The following is a 25,862-nucleotide window of genomic DNA, read 5'->3' on the forward strand; positions in this document are numbered from 1 at the left end:
TCAGAAGCCCAGGGCGCGGGCGGCATGTTCGGGTGTGGGCTGGGCCCACCGCGCCGAGTACTCCTCGTTCGCGCACAGGGAGCGCGCCTCGGCCTTGTCGAGGTACAGGGTTCCGCCGAGGTGGTCGGTCTCGTGCTGGACGATCCGGGCCTGCCAGCCGCGGAACTCCGCGGCCCTGGCCTCTCCGTCCGGGGCGGTCCAGCGTGCCTCCACCCGGTCGGGCCTGCGCACCACGGCGGTGTAGCCGCGCACCGAGAGGCAGCCCTCGAAGAACTCTGCTCGCCCGTCTCCGACCGGGATGTAGGCCGGGTTGACCATCGCGACGAACGGCAGCGGCTCCCGGCTGCGCGTGTGCGCGATCTCCTCGTCTGCGGCCCACGTGTCCTCGAGTACCGCGAGCCGCAGCGGCAGGCCGATCTGGGGCGCTGCGAGGCCGACGCCCGGTGCCTCGTGCATTGTGCGGCGCATGATGGTCAGGAGCGCACCCAGCAGTTCGGCGTCGAGCTGGCCATCGAACGCCACGGCACGGGTCCGCAGGACGGGGTGTCCGGCCTGGACGATCGCGGGCAACTGCTCCCCGGCAACGATCTCGGCGGCGGCTTCGGCGATGCGCGCGGCAGACCAGTCGCTCGCGGGTGCCGCCGCAGATACGGACGATGAGGATGCGGAACTCATAGGCCAAGCCTAGGGTGCCCCGCGCGGTCTGCGTGGTTTTCCCGGTCTCGCCGTCTGACCGGTCGGGCCTCAGCCGGCAGACCAGCCGCACGCCGAGGCGACGAACGCGTAGATCGCCGCGCGCAGTGCCGTCGGGGCCGCCACCTTGACGACGCCGGAGGCGCCGCCCATCGCAACGGTGAGCGGAACTAAGGTGCCCACCTTGTCCTCGGCGACTGCGTGCGGATCGCAGCGGGCGGGACGCACTGCGAGACGGACCGTCTTCCCCGGCGCGAGCACGACGCCGCGTGGCCACGGCTGGGCCGGATCCTCGTCCAGCAGCGTGGTCCCGCCGACCGACGAGAGCGTGAGCGCGCTGACGGACAGGGGAGGGGTCGCGACCGGGATCGGCTCCACGCGGAGCGTCAGGACGGCCGTTCCGTTCGTCGGCCCCGGTGTGAGCGCATCGTCGAGGCGCAGGGCCGCGACGGAGGCCACCGCTGCGGCGAAACACCCTTCAGTGTGGATCCGGGCCAGCACGCCGTGCGGATCGGTGGCCGCCACACGGGTCTCCGTGCCGTCGGCGAGGCGCACGACGACGGAGGGTGCGCCGTCGGGCGACCGGTCCGCGGTCCCAGCCGATGCTGTTCCGGCAGGCCCCGAGCACCGCGGCGCCGCGGCAACGGCGGGAAGGCTCGTCGTCTGGCCCGTGGTGAAGTCCGTGGAACCGGTCCAGACGGTTCCGCCGGCGAAGCGCGGATCGTCGAGCTCGGCACGGACCACGGTGAAGGGCGCGCCGCCCGTGTCCGTGAGCTGGAGGACGATGGTCCCGCTCGCGTAGCCGTCCCGGAACTGGTCCACAGCGGCGGCGAGGGGGAGAGAAGCCGAGGACGGGGATGTGGACGCTGGCGGGTTCGACGCCTGCTTCGGGGCCGCAGTGACAGAGCATCCTCCGAGGCAGAGGGCGCCAGCCAGTGCAAGCACGCCGAGCGTGCGTGCAGGGGTCGTGGCAGGGGACATGCCCTTAGGGTACGGCCACCGCGATGCCGAGGAACTCCTGCGCGGCAGGCTCGAGGGGGCTCCCCGCGCGCCACACCGCGCGCAGCACGCGTCCGAGCCGAAGGCCCGGAGTCGGCACCTCGACGAGGCGGCCGGCGCGGATGGCCATCTGGACTGCGAGGCGGCTCACGACGCCGGGGCCGAGCCCGGCGGCGACGCTGGCCGCGAGGGCCGCATTGCTGCCCACCTCGAACCGGTCGCCGGCGCCGAACGGCGCGAGGGCGAGGTCGGCGGTTTGCCGCGTGCCGGAACCCGGCGCCCGCACCACGAGCCCGGCCGCGGCGACCGCCTGTGGCGAGACCCCGCCGTCGCGCGCCCAGGCGTGGTCGGGGCGCACGACGACGACGAGCTCGTCGCGCCCCACCTCGAGGTACCGGAAGCCCGTCTGGATGGTGGGGCCCTCGACGAAGCCCAGGTCCGCGGCGCCCGTGCGCAGGCGGTCGAAGACCTCGTCGGAGTTGCCGACGTCGAGGGTCGTGGTGACGCCGGCAAGGCGCTGCTGCGCGGTGGCGAGCCACCCGGGCATGAGGTGCTCAGCGACCGTGAGGGAGGCACAGAGGTGGAGCGCCCCGCGCCCTCCCTCGAGGGCCTGCACCGAACGGGCCACGCTCTCCGCGGCCTCGGCCACCTCGGCCGCGAGTCCCGCTACAACCCGACCGCGGTCCGTGAGCATGGTGCCCCTCGGCGTGCGCCGTGCGAGGGGGAATCCTGCGGATCGCTCCATCTGATCGAGCAGCCGCGACGCGTTCGGCTGGGCCATACCCGTGGTCCGGGCCGCCCCGCCAATGCTCCCCTCGGCCGCGAGGGCAGCAAGGAAGCGGTAATGCCGAAGGTCCCAGTCACGTACGGTCATATCGTCAGCATATGGGGTACATGCCCGATTGCCGTCTACTGGCCCCGCGTGTGCGCCGAGACCATGGAACCATGGCATCCGTACGTCCCGTGACCCCTCCCGAAACGCGCGGGACGTCCCGCACCGGCCGAGTCCTGCCGGGCCTCGCAGTCGCCGTAGTGGGGGCCGGCGCCGCCGTTGCCGCAGGCACAGCCGTCCCTGGGCTGAGCCCGCTGCTCGTCGCGATCGTCCTCGGCATCGCAGCGCGCAATCTGGGGCTCCTGCCGGCGAGCCTCGGCGCAGGCCTCGCCGTCGCGGGACGGGTCCCGCTCCGACTCGGCATCGTGGTGCTCGGCCTGCAGCTCTCGCTGCGGGACCTCGCGGAGCTCGGGTGGGGAATCCCGGCGCTCGCTGTCCTTGTGGTGGTAACGGGCATCGCCGTGACGCTGCTGCTCGGACGGCTCCTGCGGGTGCCGCGCCGCCAGGCGCTGCTCGTGGCCTGCGGCTTCTCGATCTGCGGGGCGGCGGCCGTTGCGGGTGTCGAATCGGTCGTCGAGGCCGATGAGGAGGAGACGGTCACCGCCGTCGCCCTTGTGGTCCTCTTCGGAACGCTCATGATCCCCACCGTCCCCCTCCTCGCAGGGCTCCTCGGGCTCGACGTCCGCACCGGGGCGGTGTGGGCCGGTGCGAGCGTGCACGAGGTTGCCCAGGTCGTCGCCACAGGTGGGCTGCTCGGCGGGGGAGCGCTGGCCATCGCGGTGACCGTCAAGCTCGCGCGGGTGCTCATGCTCGCGCCCGTCGCCGCCGCCCTGTCGTGGCAGATGCGGAAAAGAGGCACGGAAAGCGGCAAGCGGCCACCCCTCGTGCCGATCTTCGTGCTCGGGTTCATCGCGCTCGTGGTTGTCCGCACCCTTGTTCCTGTGCCCCCCGCGGTGCTCGGAGCGGCCTCGGGCCTGCAGACCTTCCTGCTCACGACGGCGATGCTCGGGCTGGGGGCGGGCGTGCGGATCCGTTCACTCGTTGCCCGTGGTGGACGGACGTTCGCGCTCGCCGCCGGCTCAACCCTCGCGGTGGCTGCGGTGGGTCTCGCCGGAGCGCTCGTGGTGGCCTGATCGCTCGGAACCAAGTCTGGAAACAGGCTGAGGGTGACCGCATCCTCAGCTGGATCACAGCTGGGCGCGCTCAAGGGCATAGATGCTGTTCCTACCGTGGGAGGCATGATCAAGGTCAGCCGTCGCCACTTCATCCAGGGTGCTGGACTCGCCGTCGTCGGCGCCGTCGCCGGGGCAGGAGTTGCACGTTCGAGCATCTTCCCGCTGCCGCCGAGCGCGGCCGCTGCTTCGACCCCCACGCCGTCGGCCTCCGCGTCGGCAGGCACGGCCGGGATTCCGGATCGGACGTTCACGAGCACCAAGCTCACTGCGCCGCACGTGAGTGTCTGGACCGACGCCTCCACCGCAGCAGGCCTCCTGTTCACGGGGCCCATGGGGCACGGGACCAACGGCCTCATCATGGACAACACGGGCGCCCCTGTGTGGATGGAGCCGACGGGCGTGGGAGTCACCGACCTGCGCGTGCAGACCTATCGGGGACAGCCCGTCCTGACCTACTGGAGCGGCAAGGGGATCGGCGGCCACGGAGAAGGCGTTGGCGTCATCAAGGACACCGCGTACAGGACCGTCGCCCAGCTCTCCGCGGGCGCCGGCCTCAAGGCCGACCTCCACGAGTTCACCCTCACTCAGGCCGGCACCGCACTCATGACCTCGTATCCGACGGTCAAGGCGGACCTGTCCTCGGTGGGCGGCCCCGCCTCGGGCTACATGTACGACTGCCACGTCCAAGAGGTAGACATCGCCACGGGTGCGCTCCTGTTCGACTGGACCGCGTCGGCCCACATCCCCCTCTCGGAATCGTTCGTCAAGCCCTCGGACGACGCCGCCGCGAACGGCACGACCTCAGACAAGGCGTTCGATCCCTTCCACATCAACTCCGTGGACCGCCGGCCCGACGGTTACCTCGTCTCGGCGCGCCACACCCACACCGCCTATCTCGTCGGGCAGGGCGGGGACATCATGTGGCGGCTTGGGGGGTCCAGGAGCGACTTCACGATTCCAGCGGACGCGGCATTCGCCTGGCAGCATGACGTGCGCCAGCGGTCCGGCGGGGTCGTCAGCATGTTCGACAACCACTACAAGGACGGCACCACGGGAACCTCCCGCGGGCTCATCCTCAACGTCGACGAGGCCGCCCGGACGGTCACCCTCAAGCTGGCCCTCGAGCGGGGCGGCCACCGCGGGAACGCCATGGGCAATGTCCAGTTCCTCGACAACGGCCACTACATGGTCGGATGGGGATCCGATCCGGCCGCGACCGAGTTCGCCGCGGACGGGACCGCGGTCTCCGAAGCCACCGGGATCGGCGGCGGCTGCTACCGCGCCTACCGGCATGCCTGGAGCGCAACGCCGACGACTCCGCCGGACGTCGCCGTCGTGCAGGGCAACGGTTCGACCATGCAGGCCTTTGCGAGCTGGAACGGCGCCACCGAGGTGGCGAGCTGGAGATTCCTCGCGGGCGACGACGCCGAGGCGCTCGCCGAGGCGGCCGTCGTCAAGAAGCGCGGTTTCGAGACCACGGCGGCCGTCGCAGCGGCCGGCCACGTGGCCGTCCAGGCGCTCGACGTGAAAGGCAACGTCCTCGCGACGTCCGCCGTCATCGCAGCGTAGGCTGGTGCCCCCGGACCGACGTTCCCAAGGCCTGCCGCGGGGCAAGGTCCGGTGAAGGACTGGAGGATGCCATGACCGACCCTCGCCGCGACCACGGCCTCGGCGTCGCGTGCGTGCTGGGAGCCTCGGTGCTCTGGGGAACCACCGGAACCGCGTCCGCGCTCGCGCCCGCGGTGACTCCGCTCGCGATCGGCGCCGCGTCCATGGGCTTCGGCGGCCTCCTGCTGGCAGCCACGGCGGGCCGGCAGATCGTGCGGCAGCGCGATTCGCTCGTGCGTTCTTGGCCGCTCGTCGCTCTCGGGGGCGTCGCGGTGCTCGTGTACGCGCTTGCCTTCTACACGTCCATGCGGCTCGCCGGAGTCGCCGTGGGCACCGCCGTGTCCATCGGCGGCGCGCCCATAGCGGCCGCTCTGCTCGAGCGCATTGTCGACGGGCGGCGGCTTTCGGCGCGCTGGGTCGGCGGCGCCCTCCTGGGCATCGCGGGCGCAGCCGTGCTCTGTCTAGCGCGCGGCGCCGTGCCGGGAGGAGCGGAGTCCGGAGCGGCCGCCCCAGAGCAGACGGTTGCCGGCGTGGCACTCGGGGCCGTGGCCGCCGCCTCCTACGCGCTCTACTCCTTCACGAGCCACCGGATCATGCGCGCCGGGGTGACGTCCCGCGCGGCGGTGGGGGCGACGTTCGGCGTCGCCGCCGTAGGACTCCTCGTGGTGCTCGCCCTGACCGGAGGCGCCTTCCTCACTTCATGGACCCATATCGGTGTGGGCGCCTACCTCGCCCTCGTCCCCATGTTCCTCGGCTATGTCCTGTTCGGCTGGGGCCTCAGCCGCGTGTCTGCGAGCACTGCGACAACGGTGTCGCTGGCGGAACCGGTCGTTGCCGCCGTGCTCGCCGTCCTCGTGGTGGGGGAGAGGCTTCCACCCGCGGGTTGGGCCGGGATGGCGCTCATCGTCGGGTGCCTCGCCGTCCTGACGGTGCCGATGCCCTCCTGGATGAGGCCGCGACGTCGTGCGCCCCGGGACGCGGTCACCACCGGGACCGCCGACGCCGCCGTTGCCGTTGTCGCCCCCGAAGGCTAGCGATGGACCCGGCCGAGGCGCTCCGCGAGATCGCGTTCTGGCTCGAGCGCGAGCAAGCGGAGGGGTACCGTGTGCGAGCCTTCCGCACCGCCGCCGGGATCGTGGCGGGGATGGCGCCCGACGACGTCGCGGCACGCGCCCGCGACGGCCGTCTCAAGCGGGTCAAGGGAATCGGCGACCGCACCTTCGCTGTGGTGCGCGAGGCGGTCGACGGCGTGGTGCCCGAGTACCTGCGCGAGCTGCGGGCCCGTGCCGAAGCGCCGCTCGCCGACGGAGGCGGGGAGCTCCATGCGCTCTTGAAGGGTGACCTGCACGCGCACAGCGACTGGTCCGACGGCGGCGCACCGCTGGACGAGATGGCCCAGGCCGCGCGATGGCTGGGTCGCGACTACCAGGCCCTGACCGACCATTCGCCGAGCCTCACGATCGCGCACGGGCTCGACGCCGAGCGGCTCGCACTCCAGCTCGACGCCGTAGCCGAGGCGAACGAGGCGCTCGGTGACGGCTTCAGGCTGCTGACGGGCATCGAGGTCGACATCCTCGAAGACGGGAGCCTGGACCAGACGCGCGAGATGCTCGGGCGGCTCGACGTCGTGGTTGCCAGCGTCCACTCGAAGCTGCGGGCGGAGTCGGGACCGATGACGCGGCGCATGCTCTCCGCCGTCGACGACCCGCACACGGACGTGCTCGGTCACTGCACCGGTCGCCTCGTGCAGGGTTCACGGGGCACGCGGCCCGAATCACAGTTCGACGCAGCACAGGTCTTCGCGGCCTGCGCTGAGGCGGGAGTCGCGGTGGAGATCAACTCCCGGCCTGAGCGGCAAGACCCGCCCGACCGGCTCATCCAGATCGCGCTCGACGCCGGCTGTCTCTTCAGCATCGACAGCGACGCCCACGCGCCGGGCCAGCTCGACTTCCTCCGCTACGGCGCCGCACGGGCCGAGGCGAATGGCGTGCCTGCCGAGCGGATCGTCACGACGTGGCCGCTGGAGCGGCTGCTCGACTGGACGGGGCGTCACCGCTAGGTTCTAGACCGGTCCAGTCGGCGCCCGATTCAGGCCCCGTGCCGTTTCACCCTGCCGAGCTGTGGACTCCGTCACAAAAGAGGCAATATCCGTACCGGTCTAGGTACGATAGTCGGGCAGGCTCAAGGACGAGACTGCCAGGGCGACGATCCTGACATCAGAGAAAGCATGTGACTCATGACCGTTGACTCCCACTCCGTGTCCCTCAAGATCTGGGATCCCGCCACCGTGGACCACGCTCTCGAAGAGGCCATCTCCCACGTGTCGGCCAAGGCCGGCGCCCACCGCGACCATGTCAAGGTGACCCGCAGCGGCCCCGACGTCTTCACGGTCCACGTCGGCGACCTCGCCTGACCGGACGCACCAACAGCTTTCCAGGGCGCCGCTCCAGCTTTGCTGGGGCGGCGCCCTCTGTCTTTGCGCCCGTTCCTGTGAGGGGCGGGTCCAAAGGCACTTCCCTTGGGCTGGCGAGTGGGCGCAGGGTTGCCCCATGGCCGGTCCAGCGGGGGATGGCGGCGCACGACGGCGCAGGGTCCGCTCGCGCGTGCTGCTCGCCGCCGTCGTTCTCGTGGTGGTGGTCGGGGCCGTAGTGGCAGCCTTCCTGCTCATGTCACCGCGGGCCACGCCGCCCGCGGGAAGCCCGAGTCCCACGCCAACGGCGTCGGCCAGCGAGACGGTTTCCTCCAGCCCGTCGGCGACACTTCCCCCACTGGCGTCCGGGGCCATGAACATCCTCGTCCTGGGCAGTGACATCCGAGGGAACGCCCGCGATGCCGTGGCCCGCCAGGAAGCCGGTGGCGGGGTCGTCGACCAGCGCTCGGACATGATCATGCTGATCCACGTCCCCGCCGACCGCTCCCGGGTCTTCGGCATCTCGATCATGCGCGACACATGGGTCACGATCGCCGGGCACGGCCAGGCGAAGATCAATGCCGCGCTGGCTCTGGGCGGCCCGAGGCTCGCAGCGGATACGGTCGCCGCAATGCTTTCGACCAGGATCGACCATTACGCGATGCTCGACTTCGACGGGTTCAAGGCCATCACCGACGCGCTCGGCGGCGTTGACGTCAACGTCCCGCTCGCGTTCACGGCCACGTTCGACACGCACCACGCCTTCGCCCAGGGCTTGAATCATCTGGATGGACAGGCCGCGCTCGAATTCGTGCGCGAGCGCTACGCCTTCGCCGACGGCGACTACCAGCGTGTACGCGACCAGCAGGCGTTCGTCCGTTCGCTCGTGGCACAGCTGCTGACCACCGGCCGGGTGCGCGGACCGGCCGAGGCGATGGGCGCCGTCGCCCTCGCTTCGCCGTACGTGATCACGGATCAAGGCCTCGATGCCACCGGGATCGCGGCACTCGGCTACGGCCTGCGCGGGATCGATCCGGCAGCGGACGTCTTCTTCACGCTGCCGACGGCGGGGACTGGCACCTCGGCGGACGGGCAGTCGATTGTAGTGCCGGACGACGCGGGGATCGCCGAGGTCGCAGCGGCGTTGGCCCGAGACGACCTCGGCGGGTACGCGGCAGCCCACGGGCTCGGATAGTCGACCCCGCCTAGACTGGGCGCCATGCATGCTGCCGACAGCCATGATGTGATCCGCATCCAGGGTGCTCGCGAGAACAACCTCAAGGACGTGAGCCTTGAGCTCCCGAAGAGGCGCCTGACCGTCTTCACCGGGGTCTCCGGCTCGGGCAAGAGCTCGCTCGTGTTCGCCACCATCGCGGCCGAGTCGCAGCGGATGATCAATGAGACCTACTCGACGTTCGTCCAGGGCTTCATGCCGACCATGGCCCGCCCCGACGTCGACCTGCTCGAGGGGCTCACGACGGCGATCATCGTGGACCAAGAGCGCATGGGAGCGAACGTGCGCTCGACGGTCGGCACCGTCACGGACGCGAACGCGATGCTGCGGATGCTCTTCAGCCGCCTGGGCCAGCCGCACATCGGCTCGCCCCAGGCTTTTTCGTTCAATGTGCCGTCCGTCAGCGGCGCCGGGTCGATCAGGACCGCGTCCGGCAAGACCGAGAAGCGCTCCTTCAGTATCACGGGCGGCATGTGTCCCCGGTGCGAGGGCACAGGCTCGGTCAACGACTTCGACTTCACGGCACTGTATGACGCCACCAAGTCCCTCGCCGGGGGTGCGCTTCTGGTCCCCGGCTACAGCATGGACGGCTGGTATGGGCGGATCTTCGCCGGCTCGGGATACTTCGACATGGACAAGCCGATCGGCGAGTTCACGGAGAGGGAGCTGAACGACCTCCTGTTCAGGGAGCCGACCAAGATCAAGGTCGAGGGCATCAACCTCACCTACGAGGGCCTCATCCCGAAGATCCAGAAGTCGATGCTGTCCAAGGACAAGGAGGCGATGCAGCCCCACATCCGCGCCTTCGTGGAGCGAGCGATCACGTTCCAGTCGTGTCCCGAGTGCGGTGGGACACGGCTCGCCGCGCCCGCCCGCTCGTCGAAGATCAGGGGAGTGAGCATCGCCGACGTGTGCGCGATGCAGATCAGCGACCTCGCGGGGTGGGTCCGCGGCCTCGACGAGCCCTCCGTTGGCCCGCTCGTGGGCGGGCTCCAGCATCTACTCGATTCGTTCGTGGGCATCGGACTCGGATACCTGTCCCTCGATCGCGCGTCCGGCACGCTCTCGGGCGGCGAGGCGCAGCGGACCAAGATGATCCGGCACCTCGGCTCGTCCCTCACGGATGTCACGTACGTCTTCGACGAGCCGACGATCGGCCTCCACCCGCACGACATCCAGCGCATGAACGAGTTGCTCCTCCGGCTGCGGGACAAAGGGAACACGGTCCTCGTCGTCGAGCACAAGCCGGAGGCGATCGCGATCGCTGACCACGTCGTCGACCTCGGCCCCGGGGCCGGCACGGGAGGCGGGATGATCTGCTTTGAGGGCACGGTGGAGGCACTGCGGGGGAGCGGCACCCTCACAGGACGGCACCTCGACGACCGGGCCCGTCTCAAGGGCAGCGTGCGCAGCCCGAAGGGCTCCCTCGAGGTGCGCGGCGCGTCGGCGAACAACCTCAAGGAGGTCGACGTCGATATCCCGCTCGGCGTCCTGACGGTCGTCACGGGCGTGGCTGGCTCGGGGAAGAGCTCCCTGATCCACGGGTCGGTGGCGCCGCGGCAGGACGTCGTCGTGATCGACCAGGGCGCCATCAAGGGCTCGCGCCGCAGCAACCCGGCGACGTACTCCGGGCTCCTCGAACCGGTCCGCAAGGCGTTCGCGAAGGCGAACGGCGTCAAGGCCGCGCTGTTCAGCGCGAACTCCGAGGGCGCGTGTCCGGTGTGCAACGGCGCAGGCGTGATCTACACCGAGCTTGGGTTCATGGACACGGTGTCCACCCCGTGCGAGGAGTGCGAGGGCAAGCGCTACCAACCAGCGGTCCTCGAGTACCGGCTCAATGGGCGCGACATTGCAGAGGTCCTCGCGATGCCGGTCACCGAGGCCGAGGCCTTCTTCGCCGAGGAGGAGTCGGCGATCCCCGGGGCGCACCGGATCCTTGCGAGAATGGCCGACGTCGGCCTCGGCTACCTCGCGCTCGGCCAGCCCCTCACGACTCTGTCGGGCGGAGAGCGGCAGCGCCTCAAGCTCGCGACGCAGATGGGGGAGACGGGCGGCATCTATGTCCTCGACGAGCCCACCACTGGTCTCCATCTGACCGATGTCGAGCAACTTCTGGGCCTCCTCGATCGGCTCGTGGACTCGGGCAAGTCCGTCATTGTCATTGAGCACCACCAGGCCGTCATGGCGCACGCGGACTGGATCATCGACCTCGGGCCAGGGGCCGGGCACGACGGCGGTCGGGTCGTCTTCGAAGGCACGCCAGCCGACCTCGTGGCGAACCGCTCGACGCTGACGGGGGAGCACCTCGCGAAGTACGTCCGCGCGTGATCGGTGCGGAAGAGCCGGCGCGGCGGCCTGCCTGCGACAGGTAGTCCGGAGCCGGCTCCAGAGGGGCGTACTCCCGAAGCAGTCCCGCAGGGCGCAGGCGCCATTCGCCTTGCGGGGGTGCCGGGCGTCCCCTTCCCGTACTGCTGGCAGAGGCGATAGACCCCAGGACCTATCGGCCCGTCACCGCGCGCTGCACGAACGCCAGGACTGCCATCGTGAGGAAGAGGATGCCGGCCGCGATGATCCAGCCGAGGCCGGCGTTCCTTGCTAGGCCGAGCATCCCTCCCGTGGCGGCGAAGAAGAGGGTGACGTAGCCGATGACCATCCACCGCGTCTTACGGAAGTCAATCTTGAGGACGTAGTCAAGCAGCGCCTCGACCAGGAGCCAGGCCAGCATGAGCGCGATCTGGAAATAGTACAGCCAAGGCCGATTCAGGACCGGGGCCGAGGCAAGCAGATACAGGAGCGGGATCGCGAGGACGAACTCGAAGTACCCGATCCAATGACCGATGCGCGAAGCGCCCAACAGCCTCGTCACGAACACCGCGATGGCGGATGCATAGAACGTGACGGCGACCACCGCACCCAGCAGATCCGTGGCTCGTAACACGCACCCAGTTTCTGCTGGGCCAGTCTGGACGCCTAGGGGATTGAGTCCGTACAGGTCTCTGAGGCGGCATGGCGGCACAGAGACGGCCCCTCATTCCGACTTCCCGAAGGCTACCGCACCTCCTACAGCCGACTGGGCAAGCTCCCCAAACCCAGACGCCTCGCACGGGTCGAGACACCTGCACCATCGGCCGGTGACCTGCGAAGACGCTGGAATCGCGCCGGGAAGGGAGCTCTCGCATCAGACGGAACCCCCGTTGGTTAACCGCCGATAATCGACATTATGTCAAGTAACCCGGAGAGGGGGCTCCCCTGCCTTTGCCCGGCATATCCCCGGCCAGGCGAGAGCGCCAAGAGCTCCCGGCGCCACCGCGCGAGAGGCGGCACATTTCTCCAGAGGAACCTCTCGCCTTTTTCGGGCTCTCGGTATGCCCAGATGGCCTCGGCCCTGGTCAGTTATGTCAACTAGGCGGTCCCCGGCCGGTGTGAGAACCTGTTCGATTCCGACCGCTCTGCTGCACCTCGACGCGTCCGGGCCTGTCTGTCGGCGCGCGGCGCCCGCGGGCAGCCGCTCGGCATCGCGGTCGCCAAGTGGCTCGGCACCCTGGCGCCCACCGGCCAATTCGGGACCCTCTCCCCCTCGCAATTCATCCTCTGCATCGGGCTTGCTGTGCTCGGCGTTCGACCTCACCTACGTCGGGCGCCTGGCCCGAGTCCGCCGCGCAGAGACCGCCCGCGGCGCCTGGGAAGACGGTTCGATAGGCTGAGCCGCATGCCGATGTGGCCCACACCCTATGTCTCCTTTCCCGGCACGGCCCGCGAAGCACTCGAGTTCTACAGGGACGTGTTCGGCGGCGACCTCACGCTCCATACGCGCGCGGACTTCGGATCCGCTGATGAACCGCTCGAGGCCATCGCCCACGGCATCCTGAGCGGCCCGGTGCAACTGTTCGGCGCCGATGCCGACGGCCCTGCGCCAAGCCCGCACTGCGAGGGCATCATGTTCAGTCTGCTAGGGGCGTCGGACGCGGAGACGCTCACGGGCTGGTTTGCACGGCTCGCCGAAGGCGGACGCGTCGTTGACGACCTCCGTTCGCGTCCCTGGGGTGCCTCCGACGGTCAAGTGGTCGACAAGTACGGGCTGCACTGGCTCATCGGATTCGAGCACTAGCTCCTTGTCCTGCAGCCCGGCTCGGTGCTGGTGGCGGCGACGGGCCGGCGCTTCGCCCGTCGGTCAGTACTCCGCCCGGCCCAGCTGCTCCAGCCTCTGCGAGAGCAGGGCTCGCTCCCCTGCCCCCGGCGCGAGCCGGAGCGCCGAGCGGTACTCCTGCGCGGCGTCGTCCGCGCGGCCGAGCCGGCGCAGGAGATCCGCGCGCACCGCGTGGAAGACGTGGTAGCCGCCCAAAGCAAGACCATCGACGATCGCGAGAGCGGGCAACGGGCCCTCGACCTCCGCGACGGCTACGGCCCGGTTGAGCTCGACGACGGGCCCGGGCGCCACCTCGGCCAACAGCCCGTAGAGCCTGACGATGCGGCGCCAGTCGGTCTCCTCGGGGTGGCGCGCTCCGCTATGCACCGCCTGGATCGCTGCCTGGAGCTGATATGGTCCCAGACGGCCGCGGACGAGGCATCGCCGTACGAGGACCTGTGCCTCGGCCATGAACTCGCGGTCCCACGCGCTGCGGTCCTGCTCGGCCAGCGGGACCAGGATCCCGCCCGCGGCGGCCCGAGCGGCGCGGCGAGACTCGGAGAACAGGATGAGGGCGAGCAGTCCCTCCGCCTCGGGCTCCTCGGGCGCGAGGAGCACCATCGTCCGCGCGAGCCGCAGCGCCTCAGCGCACAGGCCTGTGCGCTCCGCGGGGTCGCCCAGTCCCGCCGAGTAGCCCTCGTTGTAGATGAGGTAGACGACGGCGAGCACTCCCGCGAGCCGCTCGGGCAGCTCGGCCGCTCCGGGAATGCGGAACGGGATCCCGGCGTCCCGGATCTTGGCCTTGGCACGGGAAATCCGCTGGCCCATGGTCGGCTCGGCGACGAGGAAGGCAGCGGCGATCTGCGCCGTCGTGAGCCCGCCCAGCACCCTCAGCGCAAGGGCCACCCGGGCTGGCATCCCGAGGGCGGGATGACAGCACGCGAACAGCAGCTTGAGGCGGTCGTCGCCGAAGACGTCGTCGTCGGACCCCGCCTCTGGCGTGCCGCCGGCGCGCAGCAGTGACGCCTCGGCCTCTTTCGGGCCGCGCGCGGCTTCGCGCCGGAATCGGTCGACGGCGCGGCGGCGCGCCGTCGTGATGATCCACGCGCCGGGCTGCTCGGGCAGGCCATCAGCGGGCCAACGCTCGGCCGCAACGGCGAACGCTTCCTGAACGGCGTCCTCGGCGAGGCCGAGATCGCCCGTGGTCCGCAGGAGAATCGACACCGCACGGCCGTATTCCTCCCGGAATACGGCCGCGACGGCGTCACGCATCACGGGCAGCCGATCATCCAGGGAGGCCAGCGAAGGCCCGGACCTCGATCGGGAGACCCGTGATTTCGGCGAATCGGCGGGCCCACACGAGCGCCGCGTCGAGATCCGGCGCGTCGATGATGTCGAATCCGCCCAGATGCTCCTTGCCTTCAAGGTAGGGTCCGTCGGTGATGAGGACCTCTCCCCCTTCGGCGCGCAGCACGGTGGACCCGCCAGCGTCCGCGAGCCCATTGCCGAAGACGAAAGCACCGGCGGCCTTGAGATCCTCGGTGAGCTCGCCGAGCTTCGCCATGACGGGCGCGAGGAATTCTGGCGGTGGCACGACGCCGTCGGGCTGGTACATGCTGATCAGGTACTGCGGCATGGTTCTCGCCTCCTGTGACTTGGGGGCCCCAGTGGCCCCTCGCCTACTGGACGAACAGAGCCCGGGTTCTTCGACAGCCCGCCCCTCGAGTCCTGGGGACGCGAGCGTAGATCGTAGCACCGTAGGGTGGAGGAATGCAGTCCTCGGAACCCGATCTCCCGCGCACGGCTGCCATTGCAGCCGTCGCCGACCTCATCGTCGTCCTCGCGTTCGCCGCCACCGGCCGAGCGACCCACAACCTTGACAGCCCTGTGCTGGGCGTCCTGGCCACGGCATGGCCGTTCGTCGTCGGCCTCGCCGCGGCATGGGCCGCCGTGCGCCTCTGGCGCCGACCGCTGAGCGTGTGGCCCGCGGGTATCTCGGCGTGGCTCGGCAGCTACCTGATCGGCATGCTCCTGCGCTGGGCGACGGGCGGTGGTATGGCGACGCCGTTCCTCCTCGTTGCGCTCGGCACCCTTGGTGTGTTCCTCGTGGGATGGCGCGCCGCGGTCCTCGGGATCCGTGCGGCCCGCCGCACGAGCGCCGACCGCTAGGCTGGTGGAAGGGAACGCCCCCTTGTCGAATGGAGGACCATGATCACGGCATTCGTCTTCATCAAGACGGACTCGAAGAGGATTCCCGAGGCGGCTGAGGAGATCTCCGCCATTCCTGGGATCAGCGAGGTCTACTCCGTCACCGGCGAGTGGGACCTCATCGCCGTCGCGCGGGTCCGCCAGCACGAGGACCTCGCCGACGTCGTCGCTGACCGTCTCTCAAAGGTGGAGGGCGTCGTCGAGACGACCACTCACATCGCGTTCCGCGCCTATTCCCGGCACGACCTCGACGCTGCGTTCTCCCTCGGCCTCACCTGAGCTCACCGACGAAGGGTGCCGGACCGCTGTGCAGCGGTCCGGCCCCCTTCGGTGTGGCGTCGAGCATCCCGTCAGCCGCGCGTGAAGGCGACCCAAGCCTCGAGTGCACGGGCGGCTGCTCCCGAGTCGATCGACTCCTCGGCGCGCTGCTTCGCGGCGGCGAGGCGGCTGAGAAGGGGGCCCTCGGCGTTGATGTCGTACGCAACGAGGCCGGCCGCAGCGTTGAGCACGACAGCGTCGCGCACCGGGCCGCGTTCGCCGGCGAGGGTGCGCCGCACGACTTCTGCGTTGTGTGCGGCGTCGCCGCCCCGGAGGTCATCGAGGGTTGCGCGCGGAATGCCGAGGTCCTCTGGGTCGAGCACTGACTCCGCGACGGCGCCGTCCCTGACCTCCCAGACGTGTGACGTCGTCGTGATGGTGAGTTCGTCCAGCCCGTCGTCACCGCGGAAGACGAGCCCTCGGCTGCCGCGCTCGGCCAAGACGCCCGCGATGAGGGGGGCCATCCGTGCATCGGCGGCACCGACTGCGGAGGCCTGCACGTTCGCCGGGTTCGTGAGCGGGCCGAGGATATTGAAGGCTGTAGGGATCGCGAGCTGCTTGCGGGGAACCGCCGTGTAGCGGAACGACGGGTGGAAGACCTGGGCGAAGCAGAACGTGATGCCGCACTCCTCGGCGGCTTCCGCGACTCGATCGACGCCCATGTCCAGACGGACGCCGAGTGCCTCGAGGACGTCAGCGGAGCCTGATGAGGACGACGCCGCGCGGTTGCCGTGCTTGACGACCTTCGCCCCGGCCCCGGCCATCACGAGGGCTGCGGTGCTGGAGATGTTGACGGTGTTCTGCTGGTCGCCGCCAGTGCCGACGATGTCGAGCTTCTCCCCCGAGATGGTGATCGGCGTGGCACGGGCGACCATGCCCTTGACCAGACCCGCCAGCTCCTCTACCGTCTCACCCTTGGCCTTGAGGCCAACGAGGAAGCCCGCGATCTGGACGTCGGTCGCGTCTCCGGCCATGATGGTGTCCATCGCCCACGCGGTCTCGGCCTGACTCAGGTCGCGTCCCTCCACGAGCGTTCCGATGAGCGAGCGCCACGTAGGCGTCGGCACGTGCGCAGATTCACGCTCAGACGATTCCAGATCGGCAGATTCGCTGCCTGAAGCCTCGGTAGTCACTCGTTGATGCTAACGGATCCGCGTGTTTTCGAGGGTTTGTAGAAAAAGTTCCCAGAAGGGGCGGTTCGCGTTGGGCGAACCCGGGGTTTGTAGACATAATGTCCTTGTGACGACAGCGACTCATGCCCCGACAACCCCGGCACATCCCACGCTGAATCGCCCCAACATGGTCTCGGTCGGGACCGTGGTGTGGCTGTCCAGTGAGCTGATGTTCTTTGCCGGGCTCTTTGCCATGTACTTCTCCCTGCGGGCCGCCTCGAGCGACCTCTGGTCCGAGGAGACATCCAAGCTCAACTTCCCCTTCGCCCTCGTGAACACGATCGTCCTCGTGGCGAGCTCCTTCACGTGCCAGATGGGCGTCTTCGCCGCGGAGCGGCTCCAGCCCCGTCGATCGGGCGGCGTCTTCGCATTCGTCCGCTGGGGCATGACCGAGTGGTTCATGCTGACCTTCCTCATGGGGGCGTTCTTCGTGGCCGGCCAGTCCACCGAGTACTCGATGCTCGTGTCGGAGCATGTCACGCTCGACGCCAACGCCTACGGCTCCGCCTTCTACATCACCACCGGCTTCCACGGGCTCCACGTGATGGGCGGCCTGATCGCGTTCCTCTTCATCATCGGCCGTGCCTACGCGGCCAAGCGCTTCGGCCATTACGAAGCCACGGCGGCCATCGTCACCTCGTACTACTGGCACTTCGTGGACGTCGTATGGATCGGGCTCTTCCTGGTCATCTACGTGCTCAAGTAGCGCGTACCACAGCAGCAGATCTCGGACCGCGCCCCCCGCGGCGGCGGCAGGATACGGATAGGAACGGATTCGTGAAGGCACTCTCGCAGAAGCGGCGTCATCCGCTGGCAGTCATCGCACTGCTGGTCATGGGGCTGCTGCTGACTGGCGGCATGTACGCCATGATCAGCACGGCCAATAAGGCCAAGGCCGATACCAGCTTCTCCGCATCAGATGTCAGCGAGGGCCAGAAGCTCTTTGTTGCGAACTGTGCGACCTGCCACGGGATGGGGGCATCAGGCACCGCTGCCGGCCCGTCGCTCGTGGGTGTCGGCGCCGCGGCGGTGGACTTCCAGGTCGGCACCGGCCGCATGCCGATGCAGATGAACGGCCCGCAGGCGCAGAAGAAGCCGGTCCAGTTCAGCGATGACCAGACCAAGCAGCTCGCCGCGTACGTCGCATCGATCGGCCCCGGCCCGGCGCTGCCCGACGAGGCCATGCTCGACGGCAAGGGTGACGCAACCCACGGTGGCGAGCTCTTCCGTGTCAACTGCGCCATGTGCCACAACGCCGCCGCTGCCGGTGGCGCGCTGACGCGGGGCAAGTTCGCTCCGTCACTCGCTGGCGTGACGTCGAAGCACATCTACGAGGCCATGGCGACCGGCCCGCAGAACATGCCGGTGTTCTCGGACGCCAACATCTCCCCCGAGGGCAAGCGCGACATCATCACGTTCCTCACGACCATCGAGTCGCAGGGCTCTCCCGGCGGTGCCGATCTCGGCTCGCTCGGCCCGGTCTCCGAGGGGCTGTTCGTGTGGGTGGCCGGACTCGGAATCATCATCGCGTTCACGATCTGGCTGACGTCCCGCACGTCCTGACGCCACAGCGCAGCGCAGTTTGGGCCGTCCATGTGGCGGCAACGTTTTGAACATTGTCCCCGGACCGGGGGCCAGGAAGGATGAGGGGAAATATGGGCAACCATAGTGACGGTTCTCCCCAGAGTGGCGGCGCCGTAGCTACGGCTGGTCAGACAGAGAAGTTTGCGGATCCAGGACTCCCACCGCATCGTCTCCGTCTGGCCGACACCGACCCCAGGGCTGCGAAGCGTGCTGAGCGCCAGGTCACGATTCTGTTCATCGTCTCGGTGATCGGCACTGTCGTGTTCCTCGTCTCGTACTTCGCCATTGACCTGGGCAGCGATTCGACGATCTCGACCATCCGCCTGCAGAACATCCTGCTCGGCGTCGGTACAGCGTTCGCCATGCTGGGCATCGGCACCGGCATCGTTCACTGGGCGAAGGCCCTCATGCCGGACCACGAGGTGTCCGAGTCGCGCCACCCGGTGCGTTCCGAAGAGGACCGCGCCGCAGCCGTCAAGATCGTTGACGACATCATCGAGGAGACGGGGATCAAGCGCCGCCCCCTCATCCGGAACACCCTCATCGGTGCGATGGCGCTCGCCCCGCTCCCGGCGCTCGCGGTCTTCGGTGACCTCGGGCCCAATGCGGGCGATAGGCTCCGCCACACGATGTGGGCGCCGAAGGACGGAAAGAAGATCCGCCTCACCCGCGACCCTGATGGCACCCCCATCAAGGCCTCGGACGTGACGATCGGCTCTGCGTTCCACGTGATCCCCGAGGGTCTCAACGACCTCACCGAGGGCAAGCTCAACGAGAAGGCGAAGTCCGTCGTCCTCCTCATGCGCCTCAATCCGGCTGATCTCCATATCTCCGCCGGGCGTGAGACCTGGAGCTACAACGGCATCGTTGCCTACTCCAAGATCTGCACCCACGTCGGCTGCCCTGTGGCCCTCTACGAGCAGCAGACGCACCACCTGCTGTGCCCGTGCCACCAGTCGACCTTCGACCTCACGCACGAGTGCGCAGTCATCTTCGGTCCGGCAAGCCGCCCGCTGCCCCAGCTGCCGATCGAGGTCGACGCCGAAGGCTACCTCGTGGCTACCTCGGACTTCCACGAATCTGTTGGACCTAGCTACTGGGAGCGTGAGTACTCGTGAGCGGCACTACGGCCCCCACCTACCAGCCGCCGACCAAGGTCGGCCGCATCGCGGACTTCGTCGACCAGCGCACTGGCACGTCCTCGGTCCTCCGCGAATTCGGACGCAAGGTCTTCCCCGACCATTGGTCCTTCATGTTCGGCGAAGTTGCGCTGTACAGCTTCGTCATCCTGCTGATGTCGGGAACGTTCCTGACGTTCTTCTTCGACCCATCGATGGCGGAGACGCACTACGACGGGGCCTATGTGCCGCTGCGCGGCATGGAGATGTCGGTCGCCTACCAGTCCTCGCTGCATATCTCGTTCGAGGTCCGTGGCGGCCTGTTCATGCGCCAGGTCCACCACTGGGCCGCGCTCCTCTTCGTTGCAGCAATGAGCGTGCACATGCTGCGCGTGTTCTTCACCGGAGCATTCCGCAAGCCGCGCGAGATGAACTGGGTCATCGGCGGCGTCCTGCTCATCCTGGGCATGGCCGCCGGCTTCACGGGCTACTCGCTCCCGGATGACCTCCTGTCGGGCAACGGCCTGCGCATTATCGACGGCGTCATCAAGTCGATTCCGATCATCGGCACGTGGATCTCGATGTTCCTCTTCGGAGGTGAGTTCCCGGGCAACGCGATCATCGGGCGACTGTATGTGCTGCACATACTGCTCGTGCCTGCGATGATCCTGCTGTTCGTTGCGCTCCACCTCGTGTTCGTGGTGGTCCACAAGCACACGCAGTACCCTGGCCCCGGCCGCAACGACGGCAACGTCGTGGGGTACCCGCTGGGCCCGGTCTACGCAGCTAAGGCAGGCGGCTTCTTCTTCATCGTCTTCGGCATCATCGCGGCGATGGCAGCGTTCTTCACGATCAACCCGATCTGGAACTACGGGCCGTATGACCCGTCCCCCGTGTCCGCCGGCACCCAGCCCGACTGGTACATCGGTTGGGTTGACGGCGCGCTGCGCCTCATGCCGGGCGTTCTGGGTTCGCTGGACGGGTACCGTCAGCACTTCGAGTTCGTGATCTTCGGGCAGCAGACGCTCACGCTGAATGTGCTGCTCCCGGCCCTCGTCCCGGCGGGCATCGTGTTCACGGTGCTCTTCACGTACCCGTGGATCGAGCGCTGGATCACGAAGGACGAGCGCGAGCACCATGTTCTCGACCGCCCACGCAATGCGCCGACCCGCACGGCGATCGGCATGGCCGGATTCACGTTCTACTGCGTGATGTGGGCAGCGGCCGCGTCGGACCTGATCGCCACGCACTTCCACGTGGCACTGAACGATGTGACCTACTGGCTCCGGGCACTGTTCTTCGTCGGGCCGATCATCGCCTTCGTTGTCACGAAGCGCATTGCCCTCGCGCTGCAGCGCAAGGACCGCGAGATCGCACTCCATGGACGCGAGACGGGCCGGATCGTCCGCCTCCCCCACGGTGAGTTCATCGAGGTTCACGCTCCGCTCGACGAGTACAAGCGCTATCGCCTGGTCGGCTTCGAGTCGCCCGCGGTGCTGGCCGCTCAGCCCAACGCCAAGGGCGTCGTCGACCGCAAGGAGCGCCGTCGCGCCAAGCTGTCGCAGTGGTTCTTCGAGGATCGCGTTGCCCCCGCGACTCCGGCAGAGCTGGAGGCGGCCCACGCACACGGCCACCACGAGGCCATCGAGGCACACGACGAGGCCAAGAGCCTCGGTCGCTGACGCTGGCTCAGCCAAACAAGAGGAGGACCCCCGCACCCTCTGGTGCGGGGGTCCTCCTCTTTCTTCCGCCGTTGAACGGCTTCTGGCGGCGCTCAGGGCGCCTGAAATCGGTTCGGCGAGTAGTTGCGGGGCGACCGCAGCCCAGGCCGTTGCAGGGGCACCCAGAGCTTGTAGCGGTCGGCTCGGTAATAGGACACCGAATAGTCGACGACCGACTTGGCGACGTAGGCATGCCGTTGGATCTTGAGCAGGGGCGATCCCATCTCGACGCTGAGGAGGCGAGCCGTCGACGGCGACGCGGCGGTCGCCTCGATGGTGTCCTCCCCCCACTCCATCACGAGGCCGTACTTCTCGCTGAGCACTTGATAGAGGGATGCCGGCGGCGGGCCGTCGACGAAGCCCGGGACGCGGTGCGCAACGATGTAGTTCTCATCGACGCTCATGGGCTCCTTGTCCGCCAACAGGAGCCTCCGGAAGCGCACCACGGGCGTACCCTCATCAATCTGGAGCTCTCTCGCAAGGTAGGCTGAGGCGCCGATCTCCTCGAAGCTCAGTACCCGAGCATCCGGGACCATGCCCCGCCGCTGCATTTCCTCTGAGTAGGACGTCAGCTTCATCTGGAGGTCGACCTTCGGCCTGCTCACAAAAGTGCCGAGGCCCACGATGCGGTCGAGGACTCCTTCGGCGACGAGGGCATCGATGGCCTGCCGAACCGTCATGCGGGCCACACCGAACCGGAGCGAGAGGTCTCGCTCGGACGGCAACGGCGCCCCGGGCGTGAGCTTCGTGGTGATGTGCGACCGCAGGATCTCCCGGAGCTGGACGTACATGGCGGTCTTCGACGCACGATCCAGCTCGCCGTCAATGGCCTCGGCGTGATGCACGGTCCTCCTCGAGTGGCGCTGCGGTGGCCCTCTGAAGATGGCCGCGCGGCAGTGGCTTGCGATTCAATCCTGACACATGCTGCCGCGCTCTGCCTGTGGGGCTCCCCCAACCTGCCGACGCAGTACTCGACGCACGAAGGCCGGTGGCCGGCACCCCGAGATGGGATGCCGGCCACCGGCCTTCGTGCGTTGGTGCGTCAGTGTGCGTGGTCGCCGCGGCTGTACTCGAAAACCCAGCCGATGAGGGCCACGATCGCGATGCCTGCACCGATGAAGAGGATCCACCATCCCACGGCCACGCCGAGGAACGAGATGGCGCACGCCGCGCCCAGAGCGATGGGCCACCAGCTCCAGGGGCTGAAGTGCCCCTGCTCTCCAGCGCCCTCGTGGACCTCAGCGTCATCGCGGTCCTCGGGGCGCAGGCCCACTCGACGGCCGGTCACCATGAGGTAGGAGCTGATCATCACGCCGAGGCCGAAGCACAGGAGCAGAGCGAGCGCCCCCACCCATTCGGTCCATCCGGTGACAAACCCGTACACGATGGCAACTGGCAGGAAGAAGACGCCAACGATCCCGAAGATCAGGGATTCGACTTTCACTAGTGCATTTCCTTCCGGTCGGCTGCGATCGAGGCAGAGGCATGGGCGGCCTGAACGGCCCCGGCAGTCGACAGCTCGGGGTGGTGGAGGTCAAGGGCCGGACGCTCCGAGCGGATGCGCGGAAGCGACGTGAAGTTGTGCCGCGGCGGCGGGCAGGACGTGGCCCACTCGAGCGATCCGCCAAAGCCCCACGGGTCGTCCACGAGGACCTTCTTGCCGTGACGCGCAGTGATGTACACGTTCCAGAAGAACGGGATCATCGAGGCGCCGAGGACGAAGGAGAAGATCGTGGAGAACTGGTTCATCCAGGTGAAGTTGTCCTGAGGCAGGTAGTCCGCGTAGCGGCGGGGCATGCCCATGACGCCCAGCCAGTGCTGGATGAGGAACGTGCCGTGGAAGCCGATGAGCAGAAGCCAGAAGTGGATCTTGCCAAGGCGCTCATTGAGCATCTTGCCCGTCCACTTCGGCCACCAGAAGTAGAAGCCGGCGAACATCGCGAAGACAACTGTTCCGAAGACCACGTAGTGGAAGTGGGCCACGACGAAGTAAGTGTCCGACACGTGGAAGTCGAGCGGCGGCGACGCGAGGATGATGCCCGTCAGGCCACCGAACAGGAAGGTGATGAGGAACCCGATGCTCCATAGCATGGGCGTCTCGAAGGTGAGTGAGCCACGCCACAGCGTGCCGATCCAGTTGAAGAACTTCACACCCGTCGGAACGGCGATGAGCATCGTCATGAAGGAGAAGAACGGGAGGAGGACCGCACCGGTGACGTACATGTGGTGGGCCCACACGCTCACGGACAGCGCGGCGATGGCAATCGTCGCGAAGACGAGGCCCTTGTAGCCGAAGATCGGCTTGCGGCTGAAGACCGGGAAGATCTCGGAGACGATGCCGAAGAACGGCAGGGCGATGATGTACACCTCAGGGTGGCCGAAGAACCAGAACAGGTGCTGCCAGAGGACGGCACCGCCGTTCTCCGGGTCGAAGATGTGGGCACCGAAGCGACGGTCTGCGCCGAGCCCGAAGAGCGCGGCGGCGAGCGGCGGGAACGCCATCAGGACGAGGATCGCGGTGACCAGCGTGTTCCACGTGAAGATCGGCATGCGCCACATGGTCATGCCGGGGGCGCGCATGCAGACGATGGTCGTGATGAAGTTGACCGCACCGAGGATCGTGCCGAAACCGGAGAGCGCGAGCCCGAAGACCCACAGATCACCACCGACGCCAGGCGTGAACGTGGTGTTCGACAGTGGCGCGTAGGCGAACCATCCGAAGGAGGCCGCGCCCTGCGGTGTGATGAAGCCAGCCGTGGCGATCGTCGAGCCGAAGAGGAAGAACCAGAAGGCCAGCGCATTGAGGCGCGGGAACGCGACGTCGGGAGCACCAATCTGGAGCGGCATGATCACGTTCGCGAAGCCTGCGAAGAGCGGGGTGGCGAACATGAGCAGCATGATCGTTCCGTGCATCGTGAACAGCTGGTTGTACTGCTCCTTGGTCTGCAGGATCTGCATTCCGGGCTCGAAGAGCTCGGCGCGGATGAGCAGTGCCATCACGCCGCCGACGCAGAAGAAGATGAACGAGGCGATCAGGTACATGTACCCGATGGTCTTGTGGTCTGTGGAGGTGATCCAGTTGACGACAATGCGTCCCTTGGACTTCGGCACCACTGGCGCGCTCAGGGCGCCGGCTGAAGGCGACTGTGTGTACGTAGCCATGGTCCCCTACTTCTGGTTCTGGTTAGGGTTGCGGTCGTATTTGGTGTCCAGCAGGCCCTTGTCGAGGCCAGCCATGTGTGCCTGGAACTCCGCCTCGGAAACAACCTTCACGCGGAACAGCATCTCGGAGTGGTACTCACCGCAGAGCTCGGCGCACTTGCCGTCGTACGTGCCCTCCTTCTGCGGGGTGAAGTACATGTGGTTCATCTTGCCCGGGATCATGTCGCGCTTCTGGAGGAAGGCCGGGACCCAGAACGAGTGGATGACGTCGCGGGAGGTGAGCTCGACCGTGACGGACTTGTTCACCGGGAGGTACAGGGTGGGGAGGGTGTTGAGGTCGATCGCCTGTCCCGTGAGCTGGGCCTGGACGCCGGACTCGTGCACGTCATCCTTGACGATGCCGCCCTGCTTGTAGTTGAAGTCCCATGACCACTGCTTGCCCACCACGTTGACCGTGAGGTCAGGGTTCGTGTTGGGATTGTCGATGGCGCGCTGGTCGCGGTCCGTGAAGTAGAAGAACGTGAAGACCAGGAAGAGCGGGATTGCCGTGTAGAAGATCTCGATCGGCAGGTTGTAGCTCAACTGGCGCGGGAAGCCCTTGGTGCCCTTGCGGCGACGGTAGGCCACGATGCACCACAGCATGAGGCCCCAGGTCACGATGCCGACGATGACGACCGCAATCCACGAGTTCACCCAGAGGTCCATGATGATCGGGGTATTGCTCGTGGTGTTCTTATCAGTAGGTAGCCAGCCTCGCTGGACCTCGGATGAACATCCAGACAGAGCGAGTGCACCGGCCACGGCAACTGCCGAGGCCACAATGGTGCGGGTTCGCTGGCTGCTGGTTCGGTTCTGCGACCTCACAGACGGCCCTTCCTCTTGGTGCTTCTCTCCCATGACAGCAAGGCATTTTGGGCCCCCGCGTGTGCCACAGGCGACATAGTTTTACTACTCGGTGTAGAGCTTACAACTATCCCGGGCCAATATCCCACATGTCCCGGACACGCGTCGGCCGCGCCCTGAACGGGACTTTTGAAGTCCGGTTCCGGGCGCGGCCGCGGCCGAATCTGGGTGGCTCAGTGGAAGGAATCACCACATGCACAGGACCCCTGTGCATTGGGGTTGTCGATCGTGAAGCCCTGCTTCGAGATCGTGTCCTCGAAGTCGATGGACGCGCCCGCGAGATACGGAACGCTCATCTTGTCGACAACGACTTCCACGCCGTCGAAATCGCGCACGGCATCGCCGTCGAGGAGTCGCTCGTCGAAGTAGAGCTGGTAGATGAGGCCAGAGCAGCCACCAGGCTGGACCGACACCCGCAGGCGCAGATCGGTGCGGCCCTCCTGCTCCAGGAGGCTGCGCACCTTGCCTGCGGCGACGTCGGTCAGCTGGACCTCATGCGAGGCGAGCGCCTCGGCAGTCTCGTTGGTTGAAGTGCTCATTCCATACCTTCTCTCGTGCCCGGCGGATCACCCGACGGGCCTCTTGGCCTTAGTCAATGC

At 67.9% G+C, this 25,862-nt stretch carries 26 protein-coding genes; 14 read left to right on the top strand and 12 right to left on the bottom strand.

Annotated elements, in window-relative coordinates; genetic code table 11:
• The 3 genes from RBS60_RS14430 to RBS60_RS14440 form a co-directional block, all read right to left on the bottom strand.
• A complete protein-coding gene (locus RBS60_RS14430; RefSeq protein ID WP_307958271.1) occupies positions 1-675 on the bottom strand; it encodes a peptide deformylase in 675 nt (224 codons plus the stop codon).
• A gap of 69 nt (positions 676-744) precedes the next feature.
• The gene (locus RBS60_RS14435) at positions 745-1,674 is read right to left on the bottom strand and encodes a hypothetical protein (RefSeq protein ID WP_307958272.1); all 930 of its coding nucleotides are present in this window, start codon (positions 1,672-1,674) and stop codon (positions 745-747) included.
• Positions 1,675-1,678: 4 nt separating this feature from the next.
• Positions 1,679-2,566, bottom strand: a complete 888-nt coding sequence (locus RBS60_RS14440) for a LysR family transcriptional regulator (protein ID WP_307958273.1) — start codon at positions 2,564-2,566, stop codon at positions 1,679-1,681.
• A gap of 71 nt (positions 2,567-2,637) precedes the next feature.
• Between RBS60_RS14440 and RBS60_RS14445 the strand changes: the two genes are divergently transcribed.
• From RBS60_RS14445 to RBS60_RS14475, 7 genes are all read left to right on the top strand, one after another.
• A complete protein-coding gene (locus tag RBS60_RS14445; protein ID WP_307958274.1) occupies positions 2,638-3,657 on the top strand; it encodes a putative sulfate exporter family transporter in 1,020 nt (339 codons plus the stop codon).
• Between the two features lie 105 nt (positions 3,658-3,762).
• The gene (locus tag RBS60_RS14450) at positions 3,763-5,268 is read left to right on the top strand and encodes an arylsulfotransferase family protein (protein ID WP_307958275.1); all 1,506 of its coding nucleotides are present in this window, start codon (positions 3,763-3,765) and stop codon (positions 5,266-5,268) included.
• 71 nt (positions 5,269-5,339) lie between these two features.
• Positions 5,340-6,341, top strand: coding sequence for an EamA family transporter (locus RBS60_RS14455; protein WP_307958276.1), 1,002 nt, complete (start codon positions 5,340-5,342; stop codon positions 6,339-6,341).
• A 2-nt stretch (positions 6,342-6,343) separates the two neighbouring features.
• On the top strand, positions 6,344-7,366 hold the full coding sequence (locus RBS60_RS14460) for a PHP domain-containing protein (protein ID WP_307958277.1): 1,023 nt from the start codon (positions 6,344-6,346) through the stop codon (positions 7,364-7,366).
• A 177-nt stretch (positions 7,367-7,543) separates the two neighbouring features.
• Complete coding sequence (locus tag RBS60_RS14465) at positions 7,544-7,720, top strand: hypothetical protein (RefSeq protein ID WP_307958278.1); 177 nt, start codon at positions 7,544-7,546, stop codon at positions 7,718-7,720.
• A gap of 136 nt (positions 7,721-7,856) precedes the next feature.
• Positions 7,857-8,912, top strand: a complete 1,056-nt coding sequence (locus RBS60_RS14470; RefSeq protein WP_307958279.1) for an LCP family protein — start codon at positions 7,857-7,859, stop codon at positions 8,910-8,912.
• A 24-nt stretch (positions 8,913-8,936) separates the two neighbouring features.
• Complete coding sequence (locus RBS60_RS14475) at positions 8,937-11,279, top strand: excinuclease ABC subunit UvrA (RefSeq protein WP_307958280.1); 2,343 nt, start codon at positions 8,937-8,939, stop codon at positions 11,277-11,279.
• A 169-nt stretch (positions 11,280-11,448) separates the two neighbouring features.
• Here RBS60_RS14475 and RBS60_RS14480 read toward each other — a convergent pair whose 3' ends face one another.
• Entirely contained in the window at positions 11,449-11,889 is a 441-nt protein-coding gene (locus tag RBS60_RS14480) for a hypothetical protein (RefSeq protein ID WP_307958281.1), read from the bottom strand.
• A 771-nt stretch (positions 11,890-12,660) separates the two neighbouring features.
• Between RBS60_RS14480 and RBS60_RS14485 the strand changes: the two genes are divergently transcribed.
• Complete coding sequence (locus RBS60_RS14485; protein ID WP_307958282.1) at positions 12,661-13,059, top strand: VOC family protein; 399 nt, start codon at positions 12,661-12,663, stop codon at positions 13,057-13,059.
• A 63-nt stretch (positions 13,060-13,122) separates the two neighbouring features.
• Here RBS60_RS14485 and RBS60_RS14490 read toward each other — a convergent pair whose 3' ends face one another.
• Together RBS60_RS14490 and RBS60_RS14495 are read right to left on the bottom strand one after the other, a co-directional pair.
• On the bottom strand, positions 13,123-14,349 hold the full coding sequence (locus RBS60_RS14490) for a DUF6596 domain-containing protein (RefSeq protein WP_307958283.1): 1,227 nt from the start codon (positions 14,347-14,349) through the stop codon (positions 13,123-13,125).
• A gap of 13 nt (positions 14,350-14,362) precedes the next feature.
• Positions 14,363-14,713, bottom strand: coding sequence for a YciI family protein (locus RBS60_RS14495; RefSeq protein ID WP_307958284.1), 351 nt, complete (start codon positions 14,711-14,713; stop codon positions 14,363-14,365).
• A 134-nt stretch (positions 14,714-14,847) separates the two neighbouring features.
• Here RBS60_RS14495 and RBS60_RS14500 point away from each other — a divergent pair, with 134 nt between their 5' ends.
• Together RBS60_RS14500 and RBS60_RS14505 are read left to right on the top strand one after the other, a co-directional pair.
• Positions 14,848-15,246, top strand: a complete 399-nt coding sequence (locus RBS60_RS14500; protein WP_307958285.1) for a DUF3054 domain-containing protein — start codon at positions 14,848-14,850, stop codon at positions 15,244-15,246.
• A gap of 39 nt (positions 15,247-15,285) precedes the next feature.
• Positions 15,286-15,564 (top strand): Lrp/AsnC ligand binding domain-containing protein, encoded by a 279-nt coding sequence (locus RBS60_RS14505; RefSeq protein ID WP_307958286.1) that lies wholly within the window; start codon positions 15,286-15,288, stop codon positions 15,562-15,564.
• A 71-nt stretch (positions 15,565-15,635) separates the two neighbouring features.
• Here RBS60_RS14505 and trpD read toward each other — a convergent pair whose 3' ends face one another.
• A complete protein-coding gene (gene trpD / locus RBS60_RS14510) occupies positions 15,636-16,700 on the bottom strand; it encodes an anthranilate phosphoribosyltransferase (protein ID WP_374049293.1) in 1,065 nt (354 codons plus the stop codon).
• 142 nt (positions 16,701-16,842) lie between these two features.
• On the opposite strand from trpD, the gene RBS60_RS14515 reads away from it, so the two are divergent.
• The 4 genes from RBS60_RS14515 (at position 16,843) to RBS60_RS14530 (ending at position 21,159) form a co-directional block, all read left to right on the top strand.
• Positions 16,843-17,481, top strand: coding sequence for a heme-copper oxidase subunit III (locus RBS60_RS14515; protein ID WP_307958287.1), 639 nt, complete (start codon positions 16,843-16,845; stop codon positions 17,479-17,481).
• A gap of 71 nt (positions 17,482-17,552) precedes the next feature.
• Positions 17,553-18,338, top strand: coding sequence for a cytochrome c (locus tag RBS60_RS14520; protein WP_307958288.1), 786 nt, complete (start codon positions 17,553-17,555; stop codon positions 18,336-18,338).
• 92 nt (positions 18,339-18,430) lie between these two features.
• Positions 18,431-19,477, top strand: coding sequence for a Rieske 2Fe-2S domain-containing protein (locus tag RBS60_RS14525; RefSeq protein WP_307958289.1), 1,047 nt, complete (start codon positions 18,431-18,433; stop codon positions 19,475-19,477).
• The gene (locus RBS60_RS14530; RefSeq protein ID WP_307958290.1) at positions 19,474-21,159 is read left to right on the top strand and encodes a cytochrome bc complex cytochrome b subunit; all 1,686 of its coding nucleotides are present in this window, start codon (positions 19,474-19,476) and stop codon (positions 21,157-21,159) included. The genes RBS60_RS14525 and RBS60_RS14530 overlap by 4 nt, the downstream gene beginning before the upstream one ends.
• A gap of 92 nt (positions 21,160-21,251) precedes the next feature.
• On the opposite strand, the gene RBS60_RS14535 is transcribed toward RBS60_RS14530, so the two are convergent.
• The 5 genes from RBS60_RS14535 to erpA all read right to left on the bottom strand — a co-directional run bounded on the left by RBS60_RS14535 (position 21,252) and on the right by erpA (position 25,802).
• Complete coding sequence (locus RBS60_RS14535) at positions 21,252-21,989, bottom strand: GntR family transcriptional regulator (RefSeq protein WP_307958411.1); 738 nt, start codon at positions 21,987-21,989, stop codon at positions 21,252-21,254.
• Positions 21,990-22,240: 251 nt separating this feature from the next.
• A complete protein-coding gene (locus RBS60_RS14540) occupies positions 22,241-22,642 on the bottom strand; it encodes a cytochrome c oxidase subunit 4 (protein WP_307958291.1) in 402 nt (133 codons plus the stop codon).
• On the bottom strand, positions 22,642-24,360 hold the full coding sequence (gene ctaD / locus RBS60_RS14545) for a cytochrome c oxidase subunit I (protein ID WP_307958292.1): 1,719 nt from the start codon (positions 24,358-24,360) through the stop codon (positions 22,642-22,644). Before ctaD ends, RBS60_RS14540 begins: the two co-directional genes overlap by 1 nt.
• Before the next feature lie 6 nt (positions 24,361-24,366).
• A complete protein-coding gene (gene coxB, locus RBS60_RS14550) occupies positions 24,367-25,224 on the bottom strand; it encodes a cytochrome c oxidase subunit II (RefSeq protein ID WP_307958293.1) in 858 nt (285 codons plus the stop codon).
• 212 nt (positions 25,225-25,436) lie between these two features.
• Positions 25,437-25,802 (bottom strand): iron-sulfur cluster insertion protein ErpA, encoded by a 366-nt coding sequence (gene erpA, locus RBS60_RS14555; protein WP_307958294.1) that lies wholly within the window; start codon positions 25,800-25,802, stop codon positions 25,437-25,439.
• Positions 25,803-25,862: the final 60 nt, after the last annotated feature.

Origin of the sequence: Sinomonas sp. ASV486, from assembly GCF_030908215.1 — a bacterium.
Taxonomy (GTDB): domain Bacteria; phylum Actinomycetota; class Actinomycetes; order Actinomycetales; family Micrococcaceae; genus Sinomonas; species Sinomonas puerhi.